Annotated in this window: 22 protein-coding genes; 7 read left to right on the top strand and 15 right to left on the bottom strand. The window is 62.1% G+C overall.

Features of this window, described 5'->3' with window-relative positions:
• The 9 genes from RBA41_RS26705 to RBA41_RS26745 form a co-directional block, all read right to left on the bottom strand.
• Entirely contained in the window at nucleotides 1-471 is a 471-nt protein-coding gene (locus RBA41_RS26705) for a F0F1 ATP synthase subunit B (protein ID WP_306627372.1), read from the bottom strand.
• A gap of 79 nt (nucleotides 472-550) precedes the next feature.
• Nucleotides 551-796 carry a F0F1 ATP synthase subunit C gene (atpE, locus tag RBA41_RS26710; RefSeq protein ID WP_038494309.1) on the bottom strand — a complete coding sequence of 82 codons (246 nt, stop codon included), beginning with the start codon at nucleotides 794-796 and terminating at the stop codon, nucleotides 551-553.
• A gap of 94 nt (nucleotides 797-890) precedes the next feature.
• Nucleotides 891-1,730: a F0F1 ATP synthase subunit A gene (gene atpB / locus RBA41_RS26715; protein ID WP_306627374.1), complete on the bottom strand. Its 840-nt coding sequence runs from the start codon at nucleotides 1,728-1,730 to the stop codon at nucleotides 891-893.
• Between the two features lies 1 nt (nucleotide 1,731).
• Nucleotides 1,732-2,070 (bottom strand): ATP synthase subunit I, encoded by a 339-nt coding sequence (locus RBA41_RS26720; protein ID WP_099873359.1) that lies wholly within the window; start codon nucleotides 2,068-2,070, stop codon nucleotides 1,732-1,734.
• Nucleotides 2,071-2,437: 367 nt separating this feature from the next.
• A complete protein-coding gene (locus RBA41_RS26725) occupies nucleotides 2,438-3,316 on the bottom strand; it encodes a ParB/RepB/Spo0J family partition protein (protein ID WP_306627375.1) in 879 nt (292 codons plus the stop codon).
• 19 nt (nucleotides 3,317-3,335) lie between these two features.
• On the bottom strand, nucleotides 3,336-4,106 hold the full coding sequence (locus RBA41_RS26730; protein WP_289311216.1) for a ParA family protein: 771 nt from the start codon (nucleotides 4,104-4,106) through the stop codon (nucleotides 3,336-3,338).
• Nucleotides 4,107-4,220: 114 nt separating this feature from the next.
• Nucleotides 4,221-4,868: a 16S rRNA (guanine(527)-N(7))-methyltransferase RsmG gene (rsmG, locus tag RBA41_RS26735; protein WP_306627377.1), complete on the bottom strand. Its 648-nt coding sequence runs from the start codon at nucleotides 4,866-4,868 to the stop codon at nucleotides 4,221-4,223.
• Nucleotides 4,865-6,796 (bottom strand): tRNA uridine-5-carboxymethylaminomethyl(34) synthesis enzyme MnmG, encoded by a 1,932-nt coding sequence (mnmG, locus tag RBA41_RS26740; protein ID WP_306627379.1) that lies wholly within the window; start codon nucleotides 6,794-6,796, stop codon nucleotides 4,865-4,867. The genes rsmG and mnmG overlap by 4 nt, the downstream gene beginning before the upstream one ends.
• A gap of 187 nt (nucleotides 6,797-6,983) precedes the next feature.
• Entirely contained in the window at nucleotides 6,984-7,748 is a 765-nt protein-coding gene (locus tag RBA41_RS26745; protein ID WP_306627381.1) for a sulfite exporter TauE/SafE family protein, read from the bottom strand.
• A 143-nt stretch (nucleotides 7,749-7,891) separates the two neighbouring features.
• On the opposite strand from RBA41_RS26745, the gene RBA41_RS26750 reads away from it, so the two are divergent.
• Complete coding sequence (locus tag RBA41_RS26750; protein ID WP_306627383.1) at nucleotides 7,892-9,058, top strand: iron-containing alcohol dehydrogenase; 1,167 nt, start codon at nucleotides 7,892-7,894, stop codon at nucleotides 9,056-9,058.
• Between the two features lie 3 nt (nucleotides 9,059-9,061).
• On the opposite strand, the gene RBA41_RS26755 is transcribed toward RBA41_RS26750, so the two are convergent.
• A complete protein-coding gene (locus RBA41_RS26755; RefSeq protein WP_306627384.1) occupies nucleotides 9,062-9,865 on the bottom strand; it encodes an L-iditol 2-dehydrogenase in 804 nt (267 codons plus the stop codon).
• Nucleotides 9,866-10,125: 260 nt separating this feature from the next.
• On the opposite strand from RBA41_RS26755, the gene RBA41_RS26760 reads away from it, so the two are divergent.
• From RBA41_RS26760 to RBA41_RS26785, 6 genes are all read left to right on the top strand, one after another.
• Nucleotides 10,126-11,448 (top strand): ABC transporter substrate-binding protein, encoded by a 1,323-nt coding sequence (locus RBA41_RS26760; RefSeq protein WP_306627385.1) that lies wholly within the window; start codon nucleotides 10,126-10,128, stop codon nucleotides 11,446-11,448.
• 77 nt (nucleotides 11,449-11,525) lie between these two features.
• Nucleotides 11,526-12,386, top strand: coding sequence for a carbohydrate ABC transporter permease (locus RBA41_RS26765; RefSeq protein WP_306627387.1), 861 nt, complete (start codon nucleotides 11,526-11,528; stop codon nucleotides 12,384-12,386).
• A 10-nt stretch (nucleotides 12,387-12,396) separates the two neighbouring features.
• Nucleotides 12,397-13,215, top strand: a complete 819-nt coding sequence (locus RBA41_RS26770; RefSeq protein ID WP_306627388.1) for a carbohydrate ABC transporter permease — start codon at nucleotides 12,397-12,399, stop codon at nucleotides 13,213-13,215.
• 23 nt (nucleotides 13,216-13,238) lie between these two features.
• Entirely contained in the window at nucleotides 13,239-14,285 is a 1,047-nt protein-coding gene (locus tag RBA41_RS26775) for an ABC transporter ATP-binding protein (RefSeq protein ID WP_306627389.1), read from the top strand.
• Entirely contained in the window at nucleotides 14,285-15,766 is a 1,482-nt protein-coding gene (locus RBA41_RS26780; RefSeq protein ID WP_306627391.1) for a mannitol dehydrogenase family protein, read from the top strand. The genes RBA41_RS26775 and RBA41_RS26780 overlap by 1 nt, the downstream gene beginning before the upstream one ends.
• Nucleotides 15,767-15,805: 39 nt before the next feature.
• Complete coding sequence (locus tag RBA41_RS26785) at nucleotides 15,806-16,768, top strand: helix-turn-helix domain-containing protein (protein WP_306627393.1); 963 nt, start codon at nucleotides 15,806-15,808, stop codon at nucleotides 16,766-16,768.
• 9 nt (nucleotides 16,769-16,777) lie between these two features.
• Here the strand turns inward: RBA41_RS26785 and RBA41_RS26790 are convergent, their stop codons facing one another.
• From RBA41_RS26790 to RBA41_RS26810, 5 genes are read right to left on the bottom strand one after another with little or no spacing between them, the layout of a single operon-like run.
• Nucleotides 16,778-17,176, bottom strand: coding sequence for a tautomerase family protein (locus RBA41_RS26790; protein WP_306627395.1), 399 nt, complete (start codon nucleotides 17,174-17,176; stop codon nucleotides 16,778-16,780).
• Between the two features lie 45 nt (nucleotides 17,177-17,221).
• Nucleotides 17,222-17,638: a MarR family winged helix-turn-helix transcriptional regulator gene (locus tag RBA41_RS26795; RefSeq protein ID WP_306627397.1), complete on the bottom strand. Its 417-nt coding sequence runs from the start codon at nucleotides 17,636-17,638 to the stop codon at nucleotides 17,222-17,224.
• 40 nt (nucleotides 17,639-17,678) lie between these two features.
• A complete protein-coding gene (locus RBA41_RS26800) occupies nucleotides 17,679-18,608 on the bottom strand; it encodes an alpha/beta fold hydrolase (RefSeq protein WP_306627399.1) in 930 nt (309 codons plus the stop codon).
• Between the two features lie 9 nt (nucleotides 18,609-18,617).
• Nucleotides 18,618-19,601, bottom strand: a complete 984-nt coding sequence (locus tag RBA41_RS26805; protein WP_306627400.1) for a branched-chain amino acid ABC transporter permease — start codon at nucleotides 19,599-19,601, stop codon at nucleotides 18,618-18,620.
• A gap of 19 nt (nucleotides 19,602-19,620) precedes the next feature.
• On the bottom strand, nucleotides 19,621-20,505 hold the full coding sequence (locus tag RBA41_RS26810) for a branched-chain amino acid ABC transporter permease (RefSeq protein WP_099873324.1): 885 nt from the start codon (nucleotides 20,503-20,505) through the stop codon (nucleotides 19,621-19,623).
• Nucleotides 20,506-20,592 lie beyond the last annotated feature (87 nt).

A 20,592-nucleotide genomic window follows, 5' to 3' on the forward strand; every position in this document is an offset into this window, starting at 1 on the left:
TTACAGCTCGACCGACAACTGCGACAGCAGGTCGGCGTGGGCCGCTGCGTTCACTTCGCGCTTGAGGATCTGCTCGGCGCCTTTGACGGCGAGGGCAGCGACCTGGCCGCGCAGTTCTTCGCGCGCACGGTTAACCTGTTGCTCGGCATCTGCCTTGGCGGATGCGATGATGCGGGCCGCTTCTTCAGCAGCTGCTTTCTTGGCATCGTCGAGGATCATGGCGGCGCGCTTGTCGGCGTCGCTGATGCGCTTTTGACCTTCGTCACGGGCAGCGGCCAGGTCTTTCTGGACTTGCTCGTGGGCTTTCTGCATTTCTTCCTTGCCGCGGTCAGCTGCGGCCAGGCCGTTCGAGATCCTCTGGATGCGCTCGTCGAGCGCTTTCATCAGTGGGGGCCACACGAATTTCATCGTGAAACCAGCCAGGATGAAGAAGACCACGAACTGGGCAAACAGGGTTGCGTTTAAGTTCACGGTGTTTTCCTTCTTACAAAAACGGATGCCGAACCCGGAAGGTTCGGCAATTCATAACCAGCGAAGTGCCGAACGAAAATTACTTCGGAACGAATGGGTTGGCGAATGCGAACAGCATTGCGATACCAACACCGATCAGGAACGCCGCATCGATCAGACCAGCCAGCAGGAACATTTTGGTTTGCAGGGTGTTCATCAGTTCAGGCTGACGAGCCGAAGCTTCGAGGTATTTGCCGCCCATGATAGCGATACCGATACAAGCGCCGATAGCGCCCAGACCGATGATCAAACCGCAAGCCAGAGCAACAAAAGAAAGGTCAGTCATGAGAGTTCCTTCAAAAAGTAAATTAAAAACTAGATTAAAAATTACAAACTTTGCCAACTACTACTATGTTTCGATTCTGTTCGAGCTGTGCCGATCAGTGGCCTTCATGCGCCTGGCCCAGGTATACCAGGGTCAGCATCATGAAAATGAACGCCTGCAGGAACACGATCAGGATGTGGAAAATAGCCCAGACCGAACCGGCGATGACGTGGCCGACAAAGCCGAACGTCGTAGCCATCGCACCCAACAAAGCGATCAACAGGAACAGCAGTTCGCCAGCAAACATGTTGCCGAACAGTCGCATGCCGAGCGACACGGTTTTTGCTGCGTACTCGATGATGTTCAACAGCAGGTTGAACGGCGCCATGGCAATGCCGAATGGCGCGGAAAACAGTTCGTGAATCCAGCCGCCGAAACCCTTGATCTTGATGCTGTAGTAGATCATCAGTGCGAACACGCCCAGGGCGATGCCCAGCGAGCCGTTCAGGTCGGCGGTCGGAACCACGCGGTGATACGGGAAGATATGTTCGATGCCGAACAACTTGAACATGGCGGAGAACATATCGACTGGCAAGAAGTCCAGCGAATTCATCAGTGCAACCCAGACGAACACGGTCAGTGCCAGCGGCGCGATGAAGCTGCGGTCGCCGTGCACGATGCCCTTGGCCTGGTTGTCGACCATCTCGAAGACCATTTCGACAGCCGCCTGGAAGCGGGTCGGCACGCCGGAGGTGGCCTTGCGGGCCGCCATCCACATGATCAGGCAGCCAAGAATACCCATGGCGATCGACCAGAACATGGTGTCCATATTGATAATGGAGAAATCGACCACACTTTCCTGATGCTTGGTCGAAAAATGACCCAGGTGGTGCTTGATGTATTCTGATGCGGTCGGCGCGTGTGCTGCGCCGGCTTCAAGTGTTGGACTCGTCATGTCAGTGCCTAAATATTAAGAATATGTAACTTTTCAGCGCCACGATGAAGCCGCCAATCATGGCGAACACATTCAAGTCGCGGTACAGCGAGAAGGTCGCGGCAATCAGCGCCACCGTCAAAGCAATCTTTATGAATTCCCAGATAAAAAACGATATCGGGTCGGCCCCACCTGGTTTTTTCGTATTGGCGAACAGGCGCAACGCGAACACGGCATTGGGCAAGACACAACACAATCCGCCGAACACCGCCGACAACATCGCAGCCCATCCCCCCAGAAGCGCGGCGATGAGGCCAGCAGCGACTGTTACCATCAATTGCAGGGAGACTAAGCGCAACATGTTGTATTCCTTGCGCCAGCCATATAAGTGCCGTGTTTCGGTGTCTGAATTATGTGAATCAGCGGGATTATAAGTGCTTATGCTGGCGTGCGTCAAACGTTGCTGCACTGTGAATGAACGCGAATGTGTTCAAAAACCACGCATTTTTAAGCAATTTGCACTAAACGGGGGCGAACTGGTCCTCCTTGCTAAAAGTTAACTAGAAGAAACGTCTTGCGTGATAATGGTCGGGCGAGCGGTCGGTTCGGCTGATTTCTGGCTGCTGGCGCGGGGTACAGTTATATCGTAGGCGGGAGGTGGGGAGGGGGCAATTACCTGGGAGGTTATAAGCACGTCGTTCCTGGCATTGCCAGAAACGACGCGGGCCTTACGCGCGCAAACGCGCCAGTACACCGTCCAAAATATCGAGATCGGCAAAATCGATGATCATTTGGCCGCGACCCTTCGGTCCCATCTTGAACAAGACCGGCGTGGCCAGCTTGTCGGACAGCTCTTCTTCCAGCCGGGTGATATCCCCCGATTTTTCCTTCTGGCGCGCGCTGCTCGGGTTGCTCTGCTCTTCCAGCTCCCTGGCCACCAGCTTTTCCGTTTCGCGTACCGACAGGCGTTTCGCCACCACCAGGTTGGCCAGGCTGATCTGGCTGGCCGAGTCCACCGCCAGCAGCGCGCGCGCGTGCCCCATGTCGACGTCGCCCGCCATCAGCATGGTTTGCACGGGCGCCGCCAGATTCATCAGGCGCAGCAAGTTCGACACCGCGCTGCGCGAGCGTCCTACCGCCGTGGCCGCCTGCTCGTGCGTGAAATTGAAATCGGAGATCAGGCGGTGAATGCCCTGCGCCTCTTCCAGCGGATTGAGATCCTCGCGCTGGATGTTTTCGATCAGCGCCATCGCCGCGGCGGCCTGGTCGTCCACGTCGCGCACCAGCACCGGAATCTCGTTCAGCCCGGCCAGCTGCGCCGCGCGGAAGCGCCGTTCGCCGGCGATGATCTCGTAGCGCACCGCGCCGGTCAGGGTGTCCTGGCCGATCGGGCGCACCAGCACCGGCTGCATGATGCCCTGGGTTTTGATCGACGCGGCCAGTTCGTTGAGCGCGCCTTCGTCCATGCGCGTGCGCGGCTGGTATTTACCGGGCTGCATCTGGTGCACCGCCAGGACGGACGGCGTGTCGGGCTTGGCGAGCTCGCCATCGCCGCCCAGCAGCGCGTCGAGCCCGCGACCGAGCCCTTTGAGTTTTTTGGTTGCCATAATTCGTGAATGCCTTCGTTTACATTGTTTTGATGCGTTCGACCATCTCGGCGCCAAAGGCGATGTAGGCCTGCGCCCCTTTCGAGGATGGATCGAACACCACGCCCGGCACGCCGTACGACGGCGCCTCGGCCAGGCGCACGTTGCGCGGGATGATGGTGTTGAAGACCTTGTCGCCGAAGTGCTGCTCCAGCTGGGCCGACACCTGCTGCGACAAGGTCATGCGCGGATCGAACATCACCCGCAACAGGCCGATGATCTTCAGATCGGTGTTCAGGTTGGCGTGCACCTTCTTGATGGTGTTGACCAGATCCGACAAGCCTTCCAGCGCGTAGTACTCGCACTGCATCGGGATGATCACGCCGTGCGCGGCGCACAGGCCGTTCAGGGTCAGCATCGACAGGGCCGGCGGGCAGTCGATCAGGATGAAGTCGTATTCCTTGTCGACCGACGCCAGCGCATCCTTCAGGCGCCGCTCGCGGTTTTCCAGCTCGACCATTTCCACTTCGGCGCCGGCCAGTTCGCGGTTCGAGGGCAGCACGTCGAAGCGCCCCGCTTCCGAGCGCGTGCGCGCCGTGCTCACGTCGGCCTCGCCCAGCAGCACTTCATAGGTCGATGCCTTCAGGCCGGCCTTGTTGATGCCGGCGCCCATGGTCGCGTTGCCCTGCGGGTCCAGGTCGACAAGCAGCACGCGCTGATCCAGTTTGGCCAGGCCCGCTGACAGGTTAACGCTGGTGGTGGTCTTGCCTACGCCGCCCTTTTGATTTGCAACGCAAAATATTTTCGCCATGTATGCTCTTATGATAGTTTTGATGCAAACGATTTATACTGTTTTAATCGTATAAACCATTTATTCGATTTATATGGTTTTAACGATATAAATCGTTTATTTGATTTATACTGTTTATTGGTTCTTTTCGATGAAGACGAGGTGGCGCTCCGCCTGCAGCCCTGGAACCTGGATAGCCCGCAATTCGCTCACTTTCCAGTCGCTCGGAAGCCGTTCCTGTTCGTCCGCCGGCGCCGTGCCTTTCAGGGCGATGAATTTGCCGCCCTCTGCCAGCAGGTGTCCCGACCAGTTGACGAAGTCGGACAGGTCGGCGAAAGCGCGCGAGGTAATCACGTCGAATTTGTGCGGCACCTGCAGCTGCTCCACGCGCGCCGTGTGCACGGTGACGTTGGCCAGGCCCAGTTCGGCCTTCACTTGCGTGAGGAAGGCGGTTTTCTTGTGGACGGTGTCGATCAGGGCCACTTTCATGCCGGGCCGGGCGATGGCGAGCACGATGCCGGGCAAGCCGCCCCCTGCTCCCACATCGAGCACGCTGACGGCGCCCTCGAAGGCCGACACCGCGGCCAGCGAATCGAGCGCATGGTGCGTCACCATCTGCATGGGATCGCGCACCGAGGTCAGGTTGTACACAGAATTCCACTTGTGCAGCAGCGCCAGATAGTCGAGCAACTGCACGTGCTGCTGTTCGTTCAAGTCCAGCTTAAGTTCTTTGATGCCATCGGCCAGCACTGGCGCAATGGCGTTACGGTCGAAAAACTTCATCCTGCCAGCTCCTCGTTGAGGGTGGCAAAGCCTTTGGCGCCACGTTTTTTCAGATGCACCAGCAGCAGCGAGATCGCCGCTGGCGTCACGCCCGAGATGCGCGACGCCTGGCCGAGCGTTTCAGGACGCTGCTTGTCGAGCTTCTGGCGCACCTCGATCGACAGCGCGCTGATGTCGAGGTAGTCGAATCCGGCCGGCAGCTTGAGGTTTTCGTAGTGGTCGTGACGCTCCACTTCCTTGGCCTGGCGGTCGATATAGCCGGCGTATTTGAGCTGGATTTCGACCTGTTCCTTGACCGCGGGGTCTTCCACGCCCGGACCGGCCAGCACCTGGCCGTCCATGCCTGACAGGCCCATCAGCTTCTCGTAGTCCACACCGGGGCGGCGCAGCAGGTCGGCCAGCGAGTATTCGCGCTCGATGGCCTGGCCGATCACGCGTTCCGACTCGGCGCTGGCGAGGATGCGCGGGTTCACCCACGTCGTGCGCAGGCGCTCCAGTTCCACGGCGACGGCTTCGCGCTTGCGCTCGAAAGCCTCCCACTGGACGTCGCCCACACAGCCGAGCTTGCGGCCGATGTCGGTCAGGCGCATGTCGGCATTGTCCTCACGCAGGCTCAGGCGAAACTCCGCGCGGCTCGTGAACATGCGGTACGGCTCGGCCACGCCCTGGGTGGTCAGGTCGTCGACCAGCACGCCAAGGTAGGCTTCGGAACGGCCCGGAACCCAGGCCTCGCTGCCCTTGGTCAGCAGCGCCGCGTTGATACCGGCCAGCATGCCCTGCGCCGCCGCTTCTTCGTAGCCGGTGGTGCCATTGATCTGGCCGGCGAAGAACAAGCCCTGCACGGCCTTGGTTTCGAGCGAGGTTTTCAGGCCGCGCGGGTCGAAATAATCGTATTCGATGGCATAGCCCGGACGCAGGATGAAGGCGTTTTCCATACCCTTCATCGAACGCACCAGGGCGATTTGCACGTCGAACGGCAGGCTGGTCGAGATGCCGTTTGGATAGAATTCGTTGGTCGTCAAGCCTTCCGGCTCGAGGAAAATCTGGTGCGATTCCTTGCCGGAGAAGCGGTGAATCTTGTCTTCGATCGACGGGCAGTAGCGCGGACCGACGCCTTCGATGACGCCGGTGTACATCGGGCTGCGGTCCAGGCCGGCGCGGATGATGTCGTGCGTCTGCGCATTCGTGTGCGTAACCCAGCACGGCACCTGGCGCGGGTGCATGGCGGTGTTCCCCATGACCGAGAACACGGGCACCGGATCGAGGTCGCCCGGCTGCTCGGACATCTGCGAAAAGTCGATGCTGCGGCCATCGATGCGCGGCGGCGTGCCGGTCTTCAGGCGCCCTTGCGGCAGCTTCATTTCCTTCAGGCGCGCCGACAGCGAGATCGCCGGCGGATCGCCGGCGCGGCCGGCCGAATAGTTTTGCAGGCCGACGTGAATCTTCCCATCGAGGAAAGTGCCGGCCGTCAGCACCACCGCGCGGGCGCGGAACTTGATGCCGATTTGCGTCACGGCGCCGACCACGCGGTCTCCTTCGAGCATCAGGTCGTCGACCGCTTGCTGGAACAGCCACAGATTCGGCTGGTTTTCCAGGCGCGAACGGATGGCTTGCTTGTACAGGATACGGTCGGCTTGAGCGCGGGTAGCGCGTACAGCCGGGCCCTTGGACGAGTTAAGGATACGAAACTGGATACCGGATTCGTCCGTGGCGATCGCCATCGCGCCGCCCATGGCGTCGACTTCCTTGACCAGGTGACCCTTGCCAATGCCGCCGATGGACGGGTTGCAGGACATCTGGCCGAGGGTTTCGATGTTATGGGTGAGCAGCAAAGTCTTCTGGCCCATGCGGGCAGAAGCGAGCGCAGCCTCGGTGCCGGCATGGCCGCCGCCGACGACGATGACGTCGAATTCAGTTGGAAATAGCATGATGGAGTGTGGAGCGAGGGATATGAGGCCCGATTATAGAGTCTTTTCGGACCCTCGACTCTTTTGCACCCAGAATCACCGTTTTTTACACAACGGAATGTTTCACGTGGAACGTCGAATTTGACGAACGCGCATTGTTTCACGTGGAACGTCAGTCAACCCCTCCACGCTGTTCCACGTGGAACATCTACCACTTCACAATGGCGTCGTAGCTCGTCTTCACGATCAGCAAGCTGACCACGACAAGGAACAGCTTGCGCACGAACGCACTGCCGTGCTTGATCGCCAGCTTGGTGCCGACCAGGGAACCTGCAACCTGGCACGCCGCCATGAGCAAGCCCAACTGCCAAAGGACATGACCGCTGTAGCCGAACCACATCAGCGCAGACAGGTTGCACGCCACATTGACCACCTTGGCGGCAGCCGAGGCGCTGAGGAAATCGAAGCCGAAAAAGCGCACATACAGAAACAGCAGGAAGCTCCCGGTACCGGGACCGAAGAAGCCATCGTAGAACCCGATCGCGGCACCGATGCCCACAGCCACCCAACGCTCGGTCGCGCCGCTGTGCAGCGGCGCGTGGACGCTGCCGAAATCCTTTTTACGGAAGGTGTAGACCGCCACCGCGACCAGCACGAACGGCAGCAGGGTGCGCACGAAATCGGCCGGGACCTTGGTCACCGTGTAAGCGCCGGCGAATGACAGCAGCAAGGCCGATACCGCCGCCGGCGCCGCCGCGCTCCATGCCACCCTCACCTTGCGCGCGTAATTGACGGCCGCCGCGCCGGTACCGAAGATGCCCGCGAACTTGCTCGTGCCCAGCAAGGTCGCCGGTATTTCACGTGGAAACACCGAAAACAGCACCGGCACCTGGATCAATCCGCCTCCGCCAACAACAGCATCTACCAAGCCGGCGAGGAAGGCCGCGCATCCGAGTAAGGCGAAATCGATCATGAATTTTCCAGGGAATATGGACTGAACAGCACAGCCAGATATTGTACGGAAGAAATCTGATCGACGTTTCGCCCCGCCATTTTCCTGCCGGTGACGATGATAGTGTAAGCTTTTGACATCCCCCATCGACCTGCAGGTGCACAATGACCCAGTCCGCCGAGTTCAGTTTCAGTACCGTCCCCCACCTTATTTCCGCCCCCGGCGCCAGCAGCCGGCTGGGTACGCTGGTCGCCAGTCACTTCCCTGGCGCCCGCCGCGCGCTGATCGTCACCGACCCCGGCTTTCTTGCCACCGGCCTGGTGGACGCGCCATGCCGCTCGCTTGAACAGGCAGGCCTTGCCGTTCACGTCTGGTCGGATGTGGTGGCCGATCCGCCGGAGCCGGTGGTACTGCAGGCGGTGGAGGTGGCGCGCCAGCACGGCGCCGACCTCGTCATCGGCCTCGGTGGCGGCAGTTCGATGGATGTGGCAAAGCTGATTGCGGTGCTGGCCGCCAGCGACCAGCCGCTCAGCCAGATCTACGGCATCGGCAATGTGCGCGGCACGCGCCTGCCGCTGGTACAGATTCCGACCACGGCAGGCACCGGATCGGAAGTGACCAACATCGCCATCGTCACCACCGGCGCGACCACCAAGATGGGCGTGGTCGCGCCCCAGCTGTATGCGGACCTGGCGATCCTGGACGCGCAACTGACGCTGGGCCTGCCGCCCATGGTGACAGCCGCGACCGGCATCGATGCGATGGTGCACGCCATCGAAGCCTTCACCAGCAAGCACAAAAAGAACCCGCTGTCGGATAACCTGGCGCGCCAGGCGCTGTCGCTACTGTCGCGCAACCTGCTGCGTGCCTGCGAACACGGTGCCGACCTGGAGGCGCGCCAGGCCATGCTGCTCGGTGCCTGCCTCGCCGGCCAGGCATTTTCCAACGCGCCCGTGGCGGCAGTGCACGCCCTCGCCTATCCGATTGGGGGCATATTTCACGTGCCACATGGTTTGTCCAACTCGCTGGTGCTGCCGCATGTGCTGCGCTTTAACCTGTCGCATGCGAGCGCGCATTATGCCGAGCTGGCCGACATCATCGATCCGGGCGTGAGCGGCAGCGAGGAAGCACGCGCCAATGCGCTGGTCAATGCGATGGAACAGATTGCGGTCAAGACCGGCATCCAGACCACGCTGCGCCAGGTCGGCGTGACCGAATCCGATATCGACAAGCTGGCCGACGATGCGATGCTGCAGACCCGCCTGCTCGGCAATAATCCTCGCGAGCTCACGCGCGAAGATGTCCACAGCATCTACAGCGCAGCCTACTGAACGCTAGCTCATCACGGCGCCGCCGTCGACGTTGAGCGTCTGGGCCGTGATGTAGGCCGACTCGTCGCTGGCCAGGAAAATCGCCGCGCCCGCCAGGTCGCCCGGCGTTCCCATGCGTCCGAGCGGCACCGCCAGCCCGACTGCCCTCTTCTTCTCACCCGGCTGCAACTGTTCGTAACGCGCGAACAGGGCATCCACATGGTCCCACATGGGCGTATCGACTACTCCCGGCGAGATGGCGTTGACGCGGATGCCGTGCGGCGCCATCGCCAGCGCGGCCGACTGGGTGTAACTGATCACCGCCGCCTTGCTGGCGCAGTAGTGCGCCACCAGCGCTTCGCCGCGGCGTCCGGCCTGGGACGCCAGATTGATGATCGCGCCGGTCCGGCCCGCATCCACCATTGCCCGCAGCACCTGCTGCATCACGAGAAACATGCCTTTGACGTTGACGTCGAAGATGCGCTCGTACATCGCCAGGTCGGACTCCAGCAACGGCGCCATGTCGAACACGGCCGCATTGTTGAACAGGATGTCGACGGGACCGAAGCGCTCATTGGCCGCCGCCAGCATGGTGCCCACCGCGCCGGCGTCGCGCACGTCGGCGCCCAGGTAGTGCAGCTGTTCCGGGTAGCGCGCCATCAGCGGCGCCAGCGCTGCCGGCGGCGTGGGGGCCAGGTCGACCACGCTGCAGCGCGCTCCTTCCGTCAGGTAGGCCTCGGCCACGGCCAGTCCGATGCCGCCGCCGGCCCCGGTCAGCAGGGCGTGCCTGGATGCGAGCCGGTTCATGCTTGCGCGCTGCTTGGACATCATCAATCTCCTTGGGTGTGGGTCGTGCTGAAAAGTCTAGCAACGATCACGCGGCAGGCCTGATACGGCGTACGCAATAGTCGATACTATTATCCAAGCCGCATTGGCAGCCCATACAGAGGCAGGCATGCCAGCGCCGGGTGCAAAAAAGTATCGACACTAGGTGTTGCAGTATCAGAAAGTATCGGAGCCCGGTGCTACATTCTGTACACGGTGCAAACCTTGCATTGAATAAAACTAAAAAATCTGGAGACGACAGCATGAAACGTATCGCAAGCAGTGCCTTGTGCACGGCCCTGTCCACGGCCCTCTATTGTGTCAGCAGCGCATCCCTGGCAGCCACCAATCTGGTCATCGCCACCGTCAACAATGGCCACATGATCGAGATGCAAAAGATGGGCAAGTTCTTCGAGCAGGCCAATCCCGATATCAAACTGAAATGGGTCACCCTGGAGGAAGGGGTGTTGCGCCAGCGCATGACCACCGACATCGCCACCAAGGGCGGCCAGTTCGACGTGATGACCATCGGCATGTACGAAACGCCGATCTGGGCCAAAAAAGACTGGCTGATGCCGCTCAAACCGGACGCAACGTACGATATCGACGACCTGCTGCCCTCGATTCGCGACGGCCTGTCGCTGAACGGCAAGCTGTACGCCGCGCCGTTCTACGGCGAAAGCTCGATGATCATGTACCGCAGCGACCTGGTCAAAAAAGCCGGCATGAGCATCGAAGACCGCCCGAGCTGGGCCCACATTCGCGCCGTGGCCGCCAAGATCCACGACCCGGCCAAGGGCGTGTACGGCATCTGCCTGCGCGGAAAACCGGGCTGGGGCGACAACATGGCGCTGATCACCACCATGGCCAATTCCTTCGGCGGCCAACTGTTCGACATGAAGTGGCAGCCGCAGTTCACCAGCAAACCATGGAAGGACGCCGTCACCACCTACGTCGACCTGCTCAAGAACTTCGGTCCGCCGGGCTCGTCCTCGAACAGCTTCAATGAAATCCTGGCGCTGTACAACGAAGGCAAGTGCGGCATCTGGATCGACGCCACCATCGCCGCGTCCTTCGTCACCGATCCGAAGCAGAGCAAGGTGGCCGACAAGGTCGCGTTCGCGCAGTCGCCCATCGCCACGACCGAGCGCGGCGCCAACTGGCTGTGGGCCTGGTCGCTGGCCATCCCAAAAAGCTCGAAACAGCCCGAGGCGGCGCAAAAGTTCATCAACTGGGCTACCTCGAAGGAGTACATCAAACTGGTCGCCAAAGAGGCCGGCTGGGCCAGCGTGCCGACCGGCACCCGCAAGTCGACCTACGCGTCGCCCGAGTTCATGAAAGCCGCCAAATTCGCGGCCGCCGAGGGCACGGCGATTGCCACCAGCCGTCCGAACCAGAGCACCTTGCCGCCGTCGCCGTACGTCGGCGTGCAGTACGCTGCGATCCCGGAATTCCAGACCATCGGCGTGGGGGCGGGCCAGCAGATGAGCGCAGCCCTGCTGGGCAAGGTCACGGTCGACCAGGCGCTGGCGGTCACCCAGCAGGCGGCCGAGCGCGAGATGCGCAAGGGCGGCTACTACAAGTAGTTCATTCCACGCTTGCGTTTTCAGTCGCCGCTGCGCCCGCGCGCAAGCGGCGTTCCTTTGTCGCACCTGGGAACTTTATGACACGACTCCTGCCCCGGACCTTGCTGACCCCTGCGGTGCTCGCCATCGCCATCATCTCCATCGTCCCGCTGTTGATCACCCTGTACTACTCCTTCGTCCGCTACAGCATGCTCGCGCCCGGCGAACATGACTTCCACGGGCTGGCCAACTTTCACTTCTTCTTCACCGATGGCGCCTTCTTGCCGGCGTTGAAAAACACCTTTGTCCTGATGTTTTCCGTCATGGCGATCACGGTCGTGCTGGGCATTGCGCTGGGTCTGCTGATCAACGACGCCTTTCCCGGCCGCGCCGTCGTGCGCGTGCTGCTGATATCGCCGTTCCTGGTGATGCCGGCGGTGAACGCGCTGATGTGGAAGAACATGCTGCTCAATCCCATCTACGGCCTGTTCGCGCACGTCAGCATCTTCTTCGGCGCCACGCCCATCGACTGGCTGTCCGAATACCCGCTGCTGTCGATCGTGATGATGGTGTCCTGGCAGTGGCTCCCATTCGCCTGCCTGATCTTCATGACGGCGCTGCAATCGATGGACAAGGAACAGCTGGAGGCGGCCGGCATGGACGGCGCCAACTACCTGCAGCAGCTGCGCTACCTGTACCTGCCGCATCTGGGACGCGCGGTGTCGGTGGTGCTGATGATCGAAATGATCTTCCTGCTGTCGGTGTTCGCCGAGATCTTCACCACCACCGGCGGTGGCCCCGGCTTCGAGACGACCACCATCACCTTCATGATCTATCAGCAAGCCTTGCAGTCCTACGATATTGGCGCGGCGTCGGCCGGCGCCCTGTTCGCGGTGCTGCTGGCGAACATCGCGGCCTTCTTCCTGATGCGCGTCATCGGCAAGAACCTGGCGAAATAGGGAGACACCGATGAACAACAAACTCGCACTGCACACCCGCACGGCCGCCGCCTGGTTTTTCGCGCTGCTGCTGTTCTTCCCGATCTTCTGGCTCGGCCTGATGGCCTTCAAGACCGAGGCCCAGGCCATCGCCACGCCGCCGCTGATGTTCTTCGAGCCGACCCTGCAAAGCTTCCAGGAAGTGATGGCGCGCGACCACTACGCCGGCTACGCGTTCAATTCGCTCATCACCAGCGTGCTCTCGACCGCGTTCGGGCTGGCGATTGCGATTCCGGCGGCATACTCGATGGCGTTCTTTCCGACCGGCGGCACCGTCGGCCTGCTCAAGTTCATTCTCAGCTCGCGCTACATGCCGGGCGTCGGCGCGCTGATGCCGATCTACGTCTCCTTCCAGTATGCCGGCCTGCTCGATACGCGCGTCGGCCTGACGATCATGTTCATGCTCATGAACCTGCCGATCATGATCTGGCTGCTCTACACCAGCCTGCGCGAGCTGCCGCGCGACATCCTGGAGGCGGCGCGCATGGACGGCGCCACCGTCTTCCACGAGTTCCGCTACATCGTGCTGCCGCTGTCGGTGGGCGGCATCGCCTCGACCGCGCTGGTGTGCATGGTGTGGGCCTGGAACGAATCGTTCTGGTCGCTCAACCTGGGCGCCTCGAATGCCGGCACCCTGGCCTGGCTGATCGCCTCCTATTCCAGCCCGGAGGGGCTGTTCTGGGCCAAGCTCTCGGCCGCTTCCCTGATGGCGATCGCGCCGATCATGGCGCTGGGCTGGTTCTGCCAGAAGCAGCTGGTGCAAGGCATGACATTCGGCGCGGTCAAATAAGACAACCATAGGACATCAAGATCATGGCTTACCTTCAACTGAAAAACATCGAGAAATTCTTCGGCGAGCACCACGCCATCAAGGGCATCGACCTGGAGATTGAAAAGGGCGAGTTCGTCGTCTTCGTCGGCCCGTCGGGCTGCGGAAAGTCGACCCTGCTGCGCCTGATCGCGGGCCTGGAGCCCATCGACAAGGGCAGCCTGCACCTGGACGGGCGCGATATCACGGCCCTGCCCTCGTCCAAACGCGACCTGGCGATGGTGTTCCAGTCGTACGCCCTGTATCCGCACATGACGGTATTCCAGAACATGTCGTTCGCGCTGAAACTGGCCGGCGTGCCGCCCGCCGCGATCCGCACCAAGGTCGACAAGGCGGCCGCGATTCTCAACCTGGGCGAGTACCTCGAACGCAAGCCCAAGGAGCTGTCCGGAGGCCAGCGCCAGCGCGTCGCCATCGGCCGCGCAATCGTGCGCGACCCGAAGGTATTCCTGTTCGACGAACCGCTGTCGAACCTGGACGCGGCCCTGCGCGTGCAGACCCGCATCGAAATCGCCAAGCTGCACCGCGAGCTGGGCGCCACCACCATCTACGTGACGCACGACCAGGTCGAGGCGATGACGCTGGCCGACCGCGTGGTGGTGCTGCGCGACGGCCGCATCGAGCAGCATGGCTCGCCGCTCGCGCTGTACGACCGGCCGGCCAACCGCTTCGTGGCGCAGTTCATCGGCACCCCGAGCATGAACGTGGTCCCGGCGGCGGGCTTGCCGCGCCTGGCCGCAGGCGTGACCCCGAGCGACGGCTTTGTCGGCATCCGTCCCGAGCATGTGCATGTGCTGGACGCGGCGCAACCGGACAGCCTGCCCGCCACGGTCGACATGGTCGAATCGCTCGGTGTCGAAACGCTGGTCTACGCGCGCCTCGAGAATAACGTGCAGGTGGTCGCGCGCGGCAGCGAGCGCATTGCCCTGCAGCCTGGTGCGCGCACCCACCTGGCATTCGAGCACGGCTTCGTGCACCACTTCGACAAGCTTGGTTCCACGTGCGGTACGCCCGCACAGGGAGCGCAATGATGGCGATAGCATTGAACAACGCCGCGCTCGACCACCTGCCGCCGCACATACCCGGTCCCGGCTACGACCGCAGCATCCCGGCGCGCAGCATCGTGCACATCGGCGTAGGCGGTTTTTTCCGCTCGCATCAGGCGCTCTATCTGGACGACCTGCTGCGCCTGCCCGGCCACGCGCAGTGGGGATACTGCGGCGTCGGATTGCTGGCGCACGATGCCGCGATGCGCGACGCCATGCAGGCCCAGGATTGCCTGTACACCCTGGTCGAGCGCAGCGCCCACGGCGACACGGCGCGCGTGGTCGGCTCGCTGCTGCAATTCCTGTACGCGCCGGACGATCCGCAGGCGGTGCTGGAAAAGCTGGCCGATCCCGGCACCCGCATCGTGTCGCTCACGATCACCGAAGGCGGCTACTACGTCAACCAGGGCGACGGCAGCTTCGACGCCAGCCATCCCGACATCGTGCACGACCTGGCCCACCCGCACACGCCGCGCTGCTGCTTCGGCTACCTGGCCGAGGCGCTGGCACGGCGCCGCGAGCGTGGACTGGCGCCGTTCACGGTGATGTCCTGCGATAACCTGCAAAGCAACGGTGACGTCGCCCGCGCGATGCTGCTGGCCTTTACAAAGCTGCGCGATCCCGCTTTGAGCGCATGGCTGGCCGAGCACTGCGCCTTCCCCAACAGCATGGTCGACCGCATCACGCCCGCCACGACCGACGAACACCGCCTGCTGCTGCGCGAGCAGTTCGGGCTGGTCGACGCCTGGCCGGTGATGGCGGAGCCCTTCAAAAGCTGGGTCATCGAAGACCATTTTCCGGGCGGGCGCCCGGCCTGGGAGCTGGTCGGCGCGCACATGACGCACGACGTGCTGCCCTACGAAAAAATGAAGCTGCGCCTGCTCAACGCCGGCCACCAGTCGCTGTGCTACATCGGCATGTTGCTCGGCTACGAATACGCGCACGAAGCGATGGCGGACGCCGATATCCGCCAGCTGTTTTCAAGCATGATGGACATCGAAGTCACGCCGCTGCTGCCGGTGGTGGACGGCATCGACCTCACCGACTACAAGCGCACCCTGATCGAACGCTTCGCCAATCCGGCCGTCGGCGACCAGCTTCTGCGCATCGGTACCGACGGTTCGGCGCGCATGCCCAAATTCGTGCTGCCATCGGTGCGCGACCAGCTTGAACGCGGCGGTCCGATCGACCTCCTCAGCTTTACCGTGGCGTGCTGGTTCCGCTACCTGAACGGCAGCGACGAACAGGGCCGGCCGCTGACCTTGATCGACCCGCTGGCTGCGCAGTTGCGCGAGCTGGCGCAGCGCGGCGGCGCCAATCCGGGCGCGCTGCTGTCGCTGCGCGAGCTGTTCGGCGAATTAAGCGACGCGCCGCGCTTCGTCGCCGCAGTCGCCGATGCGCTGGCGCGGCTGTACCGGGACGGCGCGCGCGCGGCACTGTTGCACTTGCTGGCAAAGGCAAAGTGAACGACCATGGGCAAGCCATAAAACGACGGGGACGACAGGATGACGATTTTGCCTCAGATGCGCCACGTGGAACCGCAGCGCTTCCAGCCCAAGCCGCCCGAACTCGAACGCGAAAACTACGACGGCATCGTCCACTACATCGAGCACGGCTATCCCAGCCCGCGCGTGCGCTGGCACTGCCACGACGAGTACGAGCTGCATCTGATCGTGTCCACCAGCGGCAAGCTGTTCGTGGGCGACTACATCGGCGAATTCTCGCCCGGCCACCTGGTGCTGACCGGGCCGCGCCTGCCGCATAACTGGATATCGAGCAGCGTGCCCGAAGAAGGCGTCCTGTTGCGCGACATGATCCTGCAGTTCGCCCACGATCCGCTGGAGCAGGCCGCCCGGCTGATCCCGGAACTGCGCGAGTTGCTGCCCCTGCTGGAACGTTCGATCTACGGCATTGAGTTTCTCGACATCGGCGCCGAGGCCGAACAGGATTTCCTGCGTATTCGCGGCAGCGGCGGTGCCGAGCGCTTCGGCCACTTCGTGAACTTCATGTGCCGTCTCGCACGCAACAACAATTACCGCCTGCTGTCGAGCGCGACCATGCGCTCGTATGATGACGAGGGCACCCTGGCCAAGGTCAACGCGGTACTGAGCTACATCACCGACAACTACCGTGACCCGATCTCGGCCGAGGCGGTGGCGGATCAGCTCGGCATGTCGCTGAGTAAATTCTCACGCTTCTTCCGCAAGACCACGGGAAACAGTTTCACCGACTTCGTCACCCGGCTGCGCGTGAACAAGGCGTGCCAGTTGCTGATGAACACCGACCAGTACGTCACCAATGTCTGTTACGACGTCGGTTTCCAGAATGTGGCCAATTTCAACCGGCGCTTCTTGCAGATCAAGGGCGTGACGCCGAAGGAGTTCCGGCGCCAGGCGGGCGGGCGCTTTGGTGCTGGCAGTGCCGGCAGTGCCGGTGCATCCGTGGCGGCGGGCGACTCCGCCGGCTAGGTCCGGCTTCTATGTGGCCGGATGCTGGTAGCGGTATTCCTGCGTCCGGCCACCATAGCCGTAGGCGGCCGCGCGCACGTCGTCGACGTAGATATAGCTTTCCTCGTGCAACTCGCCGAGCAGCGTGCCGAAGCCAGCGAACACCTCGGCGATGTAGGCGGCCTTTTCATCCTTGCTGTTGGTCTCGTCGGTGACCTTGATGTCGACATAGACACTGTGCTTGCGTTGCTCGCTCAGGGACTGGCCGCCGACGATCCAGCAGTCCGGGTCGACGAAATCGATGGCAATGGAAATGAGCTCCCTCTTCTTCCTGAGGATGCCGATCGTCTTGTCGAGAACCAGGTCGGCAATCTGACGGGTCATGTCGGGGGATTTCGCGGCACTGACTTTGACATTAATAATAGGCATTTACGTCTCCATTGGTTAGCTATGCAACTATTTGGGTAAAAAAAATCACACCACTGCCGCGCGCGCCTGCTTGAGCGAACCGACGATGGCGGCAAACTGTTCCGGTTCGAGGAGCTGCTTCAGGCGCGCGGTGACGGCCCCGCTTGCCGCGTTGAGGTCATCATGCATGGCCAGCGCACCGGGTTCCGGAAACACCGCGCATTCACGGCCGTCCCCGCCGGTGGCGCGGCGGTCGATCAGCTGCAGCTTTTGCAAGCCGTCGAGCGAGCGCGTCGCTGTGGGGCGGCTGATCACCAGTTCCCTGGCCAGTTCACTTTGCAGCAAGCCCGGCCGCGCCAGGATCGCGCGCAGCATGAACGCCTGCGATGGCGTCAGGCCGAACGGCTTGAACGCGCGCGTCCACTCGCGCTCCAGAACCCGGGCCAGCGCAGTCGTATTGAAATAGAGGCAGTGATCAAACATGCATCCACTGTAGCCGATGATAGTTCGCTATGCAACCAGTTTATGGAATTGTTTCACGTGAAGCAATTTGAACACCCGCCTGCTCTGCTTTCAGAAACTTCAGTATCGACGCATTGACCTGGGGAGCCGCTTCGAGCTGAAGCCAGTGACCGGCCTTTTCGATGCGTTCGTACTGGAAGCTATCGCCGACATACTTCTCGGAACCACGCATTTGCGCTTCAGTCAGCGCGACATCGCCCGCGCTCCAGATGCCCAGCACAGGAATCTTTACGGTAGGCCAGGTGCTCGCGTTGAACATTTTCAGATTGGCGCGGTAATAGTTCAGGGCGGCGGTCAGACGGCCGGGCCGGTCGAGATGGTTACGCCATTCCTCGAAATGACGCGGCGTACTCGCCAGGCCGCGCAATGCATGCCAGTCGAACGCCTTGATGAGCGACTCGGCGATACCGCGCAGCTGGAATACCAGCACGTAGTAGCCTTTGAGCAGCTGCAGCGGCCCGCCGTCGGTGTAGGCAGCCGGATGCCCTACCGACAGCGCCACGAAGCGTTCCACGCGCTCTGGTGCGTACATGCAGAGGTTCCAGCCGACCACCGATCCCCAATCGTGGCCGATCAGCAGCGCCCGTTCGACTCCGAGCGCATCGAGCAAGGCCACCATGTCGGCGCGCAGCACCTCCATGGCGTAGGCGTCCTCGCTGGCGGGCGCTTCGGTCTTGCCGTAACCGCGCAGGTCCGGCGCGATGACGCGATAGCCGGCGGCGACCAGCGCGTCGATCTGCAAGCGCCAGACCGCATGCGTATCGGGAAAGCCATGCAGCAAGAGCACGGCCGGCCCCTCCCCTTCGGTCACGACGTGCATCGCAATGCCATTCACGGTCAGTGTCTGTTCCATCGTTCCTCCGCAAAAAATTGGATAAAAAAAAGCCGGGTCATGCGACCCGGCCTGCGCGGCGCGGCCTGCACCGTGCATTTTAAGCAATCATACGGATTTTTTACGAACGCCGGAGGCCGCCAGCGCGGCGCCGATTTCACCCACAATGCCGCGCCGGAACAGCAGCACGCAGAGGATGAAAATCAGCCCGGTCACCATGCCGACCGATTCGCCCAGCGTATTGAACCACTCGACGCCGGTGTGGGTCGCCAGGAAGGTGCCGACATCGCCCAGCTTGTTTTCCAGCGTGATGATGATGAAGGCGCCGATGATCGGCCCCGACAGTGTCCCCATGCCGCCCACGAGCGTCATCAGGATCACCAGGCCGGACATGGCCCAGTGCACGTCGGTGAGCGTCTCGAAGCCCAGCACCAGCGTCTTGGTGGCGCCCGCCAGGCCCGCCAGCGAGGCCGACAGCACGAAGGCCACCAGCTTGTACTTGTCGACGTCGTATCCGAGCGAAATGGCGCGCGGCTCGTTTTCCTTGATCGCCTTGAGCACCTGGCCGAACGGCGAGTGCACCGTGCGCACGATCAGCGCAAAGCCCGCCACCGCAATGGCCAGCACCACGAAGTACAGGGTCAGGTCGTTGCTCAAATCGATTACGCCGAACAGCTTCCCACGTGGAACTCCCTGCAAGCCATCCTCGCCATGCGTGAAGGGCGCGCGCAGTGCCGCGAAATACACCATCTGCGCCAGCGCCAGCGTGATCATGGAAAAGTAAATGCCCTGCCGGCGAATCGCCAGCGCACCCATCACCAGGCCGACCAGCGCGCTGGCAGCCACGCCGAGCAGGATGCCGGCTTCGGTCGGCAAGCCGAGTGCCGTCAGCGCGTGCCCGGTCACGTAGCCGGCCGAGCCGAAGAAAGCGGCATGGCCGAAGGACAGCAGGCCGGTGTAACCGATCAGCAGGTTGAAGGCGCAGGCGAACAGCCCGAAGCACAGCAACTTCATCAGGAACACGGGATAGCCGATAAAAGGCGCCGCCAGCGCAATGACCAGCGCGACGCCGTAAGCGATGTTCTTGTTCATCAATGGCTCCAGTTCTCGGTTACTTTTCTTTGCCGAACAAACCGGCGGGACGGAGCAACAGCACGATGACCATGACCACGAACACCACCACTTCCGAGCCTTCCGGATAGAAGACGCGGGTCAGGCCCTCGATCACGCCAAGGCCGAGGCCGGTGATGATGGAACCCATGATCGATCCCATGCCCCCGATCACCACAACGGCGAACACGACGATGATGAGGTTGGAACCCATCAGCGGCGTGACGTTGATGATCGGCGCCGCCAGCACCCCGGCAAAGCCCGCCAGGGCGACGCCGAAGCCGTAGGTCAGCGTGACCATCAGCGGCACGTTGATGCCGAAGGCTTCGACCAGCTTCGGGTTCTCGGTCCCGGCCCGCAGGTAGGCGCCGAGCTTGGTCTTTTCGATGACGAACCAGGTCAGCAGGCACACGGTGAGCGAGGCGAACACGACCCACAGGCGGTAGTTGGGCAGTTCCATGAAGCCCAGGTCGGTGCGGCCCTGCAGCAGTTCCGGAACACTGACCGACTGGCCGGAGTTGCCGAAGAACGAGCGGAACACGCCTTCGAGCAGCAAGGTGATGCCGAAGGTGAGCAGCAGGCCGTACAGGTGGTCGAGCTTGTAGAGCCAGCGCAGCATCGACTTTTCGACGATGATGCCGAACACGCCGACCAGCAAGGGCGCCAGCGCCAGCATCGCCCAGTAGCTCAGGCCGAAGGTGGTCACGCCGATGTAGGCGGCGAAGGCGCCCATCATGTAGAGGGCGCCGTGGGAGAAGTTGATGACATTAAGCAGGCCGAAGATGACGGCCAGGCCAAGCGACAGCATGGCGTAGAAGGAGCCGTTGACCAGGCCGAGCAACAGCTGGCTGACCATGGCCTGCAGGGGAACGCCGAATATTTCCATGGCATCTCAGTTCATAAAATGGGACCGGCGGGGCCGGGGGAGATGAGTATCCGCAAAAAGTTGCCGTCGTTCCCGCCGGCGCGGGAA

The organism is Massilia scottii, from assembly GCF_030846495.1.
In the GTDB taxonomy this organism is placed as follows: domain Bacteria; phylum Pseudomonadota; class Gammaproteobacteria; order Burkholderiales; family Burkholderiaceae_D; genus Telluria_A; species Telluria_A violaceinigra.